The 6,596-nt window shown below is 71.3% G+C and carries 6 protein-coding genes and 1 pseudogene; 4 read left to right on the top strand and 3 right to left on the bottom strand.

Annotation, left to right across the window (positions count from 1 at the left end):
• The coding region (rox, locus tag ACFC1F_RS42350; protein ID WP_376167039.1) for a rifampin monooxygenase at positions 1-1,349 on the top strand (1,349 nt) is incomplete at its 5' end.
• A 29-nt stretch (positions 1,350-1,378) separates the two neighbouring features.
• Here rox and ACFC1F_RS42345 read toward each other — a convergent pair.
• Complete coding sequence (locus ACFC1F_RS42345) at positions 1,379-2,128, bottom strand: class I SAM-dependent methyltransferase (RefSeq protein ID WP_376167037.1); 750 nt, start codon at positions 2,126-2,128, stop codon at positions 1,379-1,381.
• A gap of 163 nt (positions 2,129-2,291) precedes the next feature.
• Between ACFC1F_RS42345 and ACFC1F_RS42340 the strand changes: the two genes are divergently transcribed.
• Together ACFC1F_RS42340 and ACFC1F_RS42335 are read left to right on the top strand one after the other, a co-directional pair.
• Positions 2,292-2,861, top strand: a complete 570-nt coding sequence (locus ACFC1F_RS42340) for a GNAT family N-acetyltransferase (RefSeq protein ID WP_376167034.1) — start codon at positions 2,292-2,294, stop codon at positions 2,859-2,861.
• Between the two features lie 100 nt (positions 2,862-2,961).
• The gene (locus ACFC1F_RS42335) at positions 2,962-3,360 is read left to right on the top strand and encodes a nuclear transport factor 2 family protein (protein WP_148646528.1); all 399 of its coding nucleotides are present in this window, start codon (positions 2,962-2,964) and stop codon (positions 3,358-3,360) included.
• A 119-nt stretch (positions 3,361-3,479) separates the two neighbouring features.
• On the opposite strand, the gene ACFC1F_RS42330 is transcribed toward ACFC1F_RS42335, so the two are convergent.
• Positions 3,480-4,526 (bottom strand): cytochrome P450, encoded by a 1,047-nt coding sequence (locus ACFC1F_RS42330; protein ID WP_148646527.1) that lies wholly within the window; start codon positions 4,524-4,526, stop codon positions 3,480-3,482.
• Positions 4,527-4,605: 79 nt separating this feature from the next.
• A complete protein-coding gene (locus ACFC1F_RS42325; protein WP_350540985.1) occupies positions 4,606-4,683 on the bottom strand; it encodes a tryptorubin family RiPP precursor in 78 nt (25 codons plus the stop codon).
• 780 nt (positions 4,684-5,463) lie between these two features.
• On the opposite strand from ACFC1F_RS42325, the pseudogene ACFC1F_RS42320 reads away from it, so the two are divergent.
• A pseudogene (locus ACFC1F_RS42320) lies at positions 5,464-6,596 on the top strand (hypothetical protein); the annotation flags it as partial.

The raw sequence follows: 6,596 nt of genomic DNA, 5'->3' as shown, positions 1-6,596 counted from the left end.
CGGTGGTGCTCGACAGGATGGCCGAGCCGTTCGAGTTCGTCAGGGCGCTGGGCCTGCACGCGCGCAGCATCGAGGTGATGGACCAGCGCGGCCTGCTGGACCAGTTCCTCGCGCTCGGCCAACAGCACAGGGTCGGCGGTTTCTTCGCCGGGCTCGGCACCTCGTGGCCCGAGGGGCTGGACACCGCCCACTCGTACGTCCTCGGTATTCCGCAGCCCGTCACCGAGCGCCTGCTGACCGAGCACGCCGTCCGGCTCGGCGCCGAGATCCGGCGCGGCTGCGAACTGGTCGGGCTGAGCCAGGACGAGGACGGGGTGACCGCCGAGCTGGCCGACGGCACGCGGCTGCGCTCGCGCTACCTGGTCGGCTGCGACGGCGGCCGCAGCACGGTGCGCAAGCTGCTCGGCGTGGACTTCCCGGGCGAGCCCAGCAGGGTCGAGACGCTGCTGGGGGAGATGCAGGTCACGGCGGACCCGGAGACCCTGGCCGCGGTGTCGGCCGAGGTCCGCAAGACCCAGACCCGCTTCGGCTTCATGCCTCTCGGGGACGGGTTCTACCGCGTGATCGTGCCCGCCGAGGGGGTGGTCGAGGACCGCGCGGCCGAGACGACCCTCGACGAGTTCAAGGAGCAGCTGCGGGCGTACGCCGGCACCGACTTCGGCGTCCACTCGCCGCGCCGGCTCTCCCGCTTCGGTGACGCCACCCGGCTGGCCGAGCGCTACCGCGTGGGCCGGGTGCTGCTGGCCGGCGACGCCGCGCACATCCACCCGCCGACCGGCGGGCAGGGCCTCAACCTCGGCATCCAGGACGCGTTCAACCTCGGTTGGAAGCTGGCCGCCGAGGTCAACGGCTGGGCACCGGAGGGACTGCTGGACACCTACCACACCGAGCGGCACCCGGTGGCCGCCGACGTGCTGGACAACACCCGCGCACAGATCCAGCTGATGTCCGCCGAACCCGGCCCCCAGGCCGTGCGCCGGCTGCTGTCGGAGCTGATGGACATCGAGGAGGTGAACCGGCGACTGATCGAGAAGCTCATCGCGATCGGCCTCCGGTACGACTTCGGCGAGGGGCACGAGCTGCTCGGCCGGCGGATGCGGGACATCGGGCTGAAGCGGGGCCGCCTCTACGGGCTGATGCACGGCGGCCGAGGCCTGCTGCTCGACCAGACCGGCCGGCTCTCGGTGGCCGGCTGGGAGGACCGGGTCGACCACGTGGTCGACGTCAGCGACGAGCTGGACGTGCCCGCGGTGCTGCTGCGGCCGGACGGCCACGTGGCGTGGGTCGGCGAGGACCAGCAGGAGCTGCTCGGCGCGCTGCTGACGTGGTTCGGCGCCGCCGCCGGCTGAGCGTGCGGCCGGTGCAGGGCCCCGGAGTCCTACCGCTCCGGGGCCGGCGGGAGGCGGTACACCGAGACGTGGGAGCGCGAGTCGGCGGTGAAGTCGGAGCCCTCCCAGTCCGCGTGCCTGCTCTCCAGTGCGAAGCCGGCGAGTTGGGCCATGAGGTCGAGTTCGGCGGGCCAGACGTAGCGGTGCGGGCTGCGGAAGAGCTCGGCCTGCCGGCTGTCGTCGAACCTGAAGTGGTGGGACACGACGTGCTGTTGCAGGACGTCGTACGTGTCGAGGCCGATGTACCCGGGCTCGGAGTGGAAGACCGTCGCCGGTTGGCCCGGTGGGAGCCTGCGCAGCTCGGGTACCCAGAGCTCGATCACGAACCTGCCGTCGGGCGCGAGGTGGCGGGCGGCGTTGCGGAAGCACGCGACCTGTTCGGACTGGGTGAGCAGGTTGGAGATCGTGTTGTAGACGAGGTAGACGAGCGTGTACGCCCCCGGGGCCCGTGCCGTCGCCATGTCGCCGACGACCACCGGGATTTCCGCCTCGTCCGCCTTCGTGCGGAGTCGGCCGATCATCGGGAGCGAGAGCTCGATGCCGGTCACGGGCACACCGCGCCCGGCGAGCGGGACAGCCACCCGGCCGGTGCCGATGGCGAACTCCAGCGCCCTTCCGCCGTCGGCGAGTTCGGCGAGGCGGTCCACGGCCGGCTCCAGGACCTCGGGGGCGAACATGCCCGTGCCCGGCGTGTCGTAGTTCCGCGCGGCGTGGTCGTCCCAGACCTGTTCCTGTTCCATTCCCTCAACGATGTTCAACGGCAGGCGAGTTGTCCAACGTTTTTGCGACCCCGGGGGTGGTCCGGGGGGTGGTCCGGGGGTGCTCCGGGGCGGTCCGGGGCGTCGACGGCCCGCGGCCGGGCGGGCCGTGGATCGTGCCGGTGCGGGTGGGTATCGTCGCCGTATGCCCGAACTGATAGCGCCCACCGTCCGCCTCCACGCCGCCTGGACCCGGGCGCACGAGGAGTGGGGGCCCGGCCACCACGAGGACGGGTTCGGGCTGTTGCCGTCCGACGAGACCGCATCGTCCGAGGGGTTCGCCGCCTGGGTGGCCCGGCTGGCCGAAGCGTCGGGTGGTCCGGCGCAAGGTGACCCGGCGGAGGGTGACCAGGCGGAGGATGACCCGGCGGTCCGGGCGGCGTCCGACCGGGCACGGTGCACCTACCGTTGGATCGTCGAGGGTGACGAGGTCCTCGGCGGGATCGCGCTGCGGCACGGAAACGGCGATCGAGTACCGGAGTTCGGCCACATCGGCTACGGCATCCGGCCGTCCGCGCGTCGGCGCGGACTGGCGACCTGGGCGCTGGGCCGGATCCTGGAGGAGGCGCGGGGGCTGGGCTTGGACCGGGTGCTGCTCACCTGCGCGGTCGGGAACACCGCCTCGGCGAGGACGATCACGCGTCACGGCGGCGTGTTCGAGGGCGTCCGGGAGACGAGGTTCGGTGCGGTGCGGCGCTACTGGATCGAGGTCTGACGGAGGGGCCGAGGTCTGTCCTATGGAGCGAGGCCTGACGGACGGATCGAGGACTGACGGACCTGGGCCTCGGTGACATTGCAGTGTTACTGTTTCGCTCATGTCCAAGGTCGAGATTGACGCACTGACCGCCGAGTTCTTCGGCGCCTTCGACAACCGGGGTGGCAAGCCCGCCGACGTCGCCCGGCTCCGCCGGCTGATCGTGCCGGGGGGAGTGATCGTCAACACCGGCCCGAGTCTGACCGTCTACACCGTGGACGAGTTCATCGAGCCCCGCGAGCAGCTGCTGAGCGACGGCCGACTGGTCGAGTTCTCCGAGTGGGAGACGGCCGAGCGCACCGAGATCGTCGGCGACCTCGCGACGCGATTCGGCGAGTACGGCAAGTCCGGGATCATGAACGGCGAGCCGTACGAGGGTGGCGGGACCAAGGCCTTCCAGTTCGTCCGGACCCCCGAGGGCTGGCGGATCGTCTCCTTCTCCTGGTCCGACCACATCTGACGAATCATCATGTCAGCGGGCGCCGCCGGGCTCCCCGGGCTGGAACCACGGCCGGGGAGCCCCTGCGTCGGCGGCGCCTCCGCGTCCGGCTCGTCGGCCGGTGGCGCCGCCGCCCTCGGTCAACGCCGGACCATCCGCACCCCGGCGACCTCCAGCAGGCCGTCGAGCTCGACCTTCCCGACGGTCTGCTGCGGGCTCACCACGAGTCCGTCGCGGCGCACGATGTCGAGGAGCCGCTCGGCCAGCGGCATGACCATGTGCCGCCCCCAGCAGCGTTCGCTGGCGTGGCCGAAGGGGAGGTAGCCGGGCTGGTCGTCGGGGTCGAGGCCGGCCCACCGTTCGGGGCGGAAGGTGTCCGGGTCGTCCCAGAGCCGCGGATCCCGGTGGGTCAGCAGCGGGAGCATCAGGATGTCGTCCTTCGGGCCGATCCGGTCGTCCACGGCGAGGTACTCCGGGGAGGCCATCCGCAGGATGTTCCAGGACGGGGGCAGCAGCCGCAGCGCCTCCAGCAGGATGTCCCGGTTCGGCACGCCCTCGTCGAAGGGCGAACCCAGCCAGAGCGCGTTGGTGACGAGCGCGGACACGGTGAAGCAGACCGGCGCGGCCACCCGTCGGTACAGGTACATCGCGTACCGGCGGTCGTCATAGGTTTCCGCATTCAGCACGCGGGCCGCCAGATTGGACAGCGGAATTTCCGTCCCCGGCTTTCCGAGCATGGCCGTGCCGGCCGCCACGGCCATCCAGGTCAATTTCGGGGTGAGTTCCAGCCGGCGGTCCACGAGGACGCGGAACCGGAAACTCTCGCGGCCGAAGACGAGATCCCGGAGATAGACGTGGGCGACGTGCGGCCATTTCCCGGTGAGGTCGACCGAATCGCCCAGGGGCTTTTTCAGCGCGGCCCGGACGTCGGCCGAGACGGCCTGCATGAGCGCGGACGCGTCGGTCCGGGGGACGGACCTCCCCTGGACGGGCTTGAAGGTCGGCCGCTCCTCGTCGTTGGCGGGCCTGCTGAGGAGCAGGCTGTCCATCAGGTCGACGCCGGCGACCCCGATGGTGTCGTCCTCCAGGCGGAAGAGGTCCGACCCGCGGTACGTGCGAAGAAGCGCGTCGATCCGCGGCGCGAAGACGGTGGCCCGGGTGTTCCCGCCGGTCCTGGACAGAGACATCGGTGAACTCCAAGGGTGAGCGGCCCGTGCCCGGGTGGACCGATTCCACCGGGCACGGGCCTGGCAGCGAACTGCCCGATTAGATCCAGCCGTACCAGGCGTAGGCCTTCAGGCTCTTCTCCGGCATGACCTTCTTCACGAAATGCACGAGCTTCATGACAGTACCTCCGTCTGAGAGTGAACCGGACGAATCATGCAACAGGCCGACGGGGGGCGGTGGGTAAGTCCGCAGAATTCTGCGTTCCGCTTCTCGTCGCCGCAAAAAGTGAAGCCCAGCCCGAAATAAGCGTCAAGTGACGCAGTTCACACGCCGATCGGCGGTGCCGGCGGGTTTCACGTTTCCCGGTGCCCGATTCGACCGCCTGGGGTGCGAAATGGACGGCCCTGGGCGCATCGTGCCCATCGGGGCGGTTGTGAGGGGCCGGGGGTGCGCGACGGCGCTGGTCAGCGCCTCGCCCCGGATGGCGGCCGCATGAACGACACGCGTCCGCGGGCCGGCGGCGGGACGTCCTGACGGGATTCCGGGAGGTGCGGCACGGGCCGACGGAACGTTCGGTCTGCCCTTTCGGGCATGTCGGCGCCGGACGGGGCCGGGCAGGGGCGGCCGGGGCCGCTTGCCGGCCGGTGCCGGGGGCGGGGTTGCCGGCCGGGAGTCGTGGACGGATCAGGTCACGGCCGTTTGTGTCCACCCGAACGGCCTTCCGGGCGGACCGGTGGCAGACGAAGCTTGTCATCGCCGACGGGAACGCCGAGCGGCTCTCGGAATCACAAGAACTGACGTTCCATCAGGACCACCCGTGCCACCGGAGTCACGCGCTCCACCGGCGTCACCCCGTCGCCCGGGCGGCATGCCCTGCCGCCGCGCGCCGGTGCCTGCCCTCACGCAGCCCTTCACCTCCGGCCGCCCAGGCCACCCGACATCTTCCTGGAGACATCCATGTCCGCCGTCCGTCCCACCGTCCTGCCCGCCGTCCGCGCGGCCTCCGTCGTCCTGGCCGCCGGCCTCTGCACCCTCGCCCTCGGTGCCGCCCCGGTGCACGCCCAGCCGGTGCCGGGGGCGGGTCCGTCCGCAGGGCCGGGCGCGTCAGGCGTCCTGGGCGGCGACAAGGGCAGCCCGGGGCAGGGCTCGCCCGCCCTGGGCAAGGCGGCGGGCTCACCCGCGGCGGGCCTGTCGGCGTTGGCGGCGGCGCCCCAGCTCAGCCGCTCCGAGGCGATCGCCCGGGCGCAGTCGTGGGTGGGGATCGGGCTCCAGTACACGATGGACGGCTCCACCTACCAGGGTTACCGCCGCGACTGCTCGGGCTACGTCTCGATGTCGTGGAAGCTCGGCACCCCGGGCCTGGACACCACCAGCTTCATCCCCGCCGGTGTCGCCTCGAGGATCGCCAAGGACGACCTGAAGCCGGGGGACGCCCTGTTGAACGACGCGGCAGGCGCCAAGGGCCACGTCGTCCTCTTCGACCGCTGGGCCGATGCCGCCCACACCTCCTACGTGGGCTTCGAGTTCAGCGGCAGCGGCGTCCACCACCGGACGATCCCGTACCCCTACTTCCCCGACTACATCCCGGCCGGCACCAGTTACAAGCCCGTCCGCAACAACAGCATCGTCGACGACACCACGCCCCCGCCCACTCCGCCGACGCCCGCCCCCTCCGGCACCTCCCAGTCCGCGGCGACGGTGTACAACCCGGACACGGGGACGGCCGAGGCCTTCGCGATCGGTGCGGACGGGGCGATGGCGCACGCCTACAGCACCAACGGCGGTGCCTGGACGGACTGGTCGACGCTGGACCCGTCGTTCCGGTTCACCGGCAGCCCGGCGGTGGTCTACAACCCGGTGAACAAGGTGACGGAGGTCTTCGCGACCGGCACCGATGGCGTGGTCTCGCACAACTACCTGTTCAACGGGGGCCAGTGGAGCGGCTGGTCCACCCTCGGGTCCTCGTTCCGGTTCGGCGGGAGCCCGACCGCGGTCTACAACGAGGCGACCAACGCGGTCGAGCTGTTCGGTGTCGGCACCGACGGCGTCATCAACCACACCTACAACATCAACGCCGGTCCCTGGGCGGG

Origin of the sequence: Kitasatospora sp. NPDC056181 (assembly GCF_042266225.1) — a bacterium.
GTDB lineage: Bacteria > Actinomycetota > Actinomycetes > Streptomycetales > Streptomycetaceae > Kitasatospora.
The sequence above is the reverse complement of the archived record's forward strand: the minus strand, read 5'-3'. Positions and strand labels throughout refer to the sequence as shown.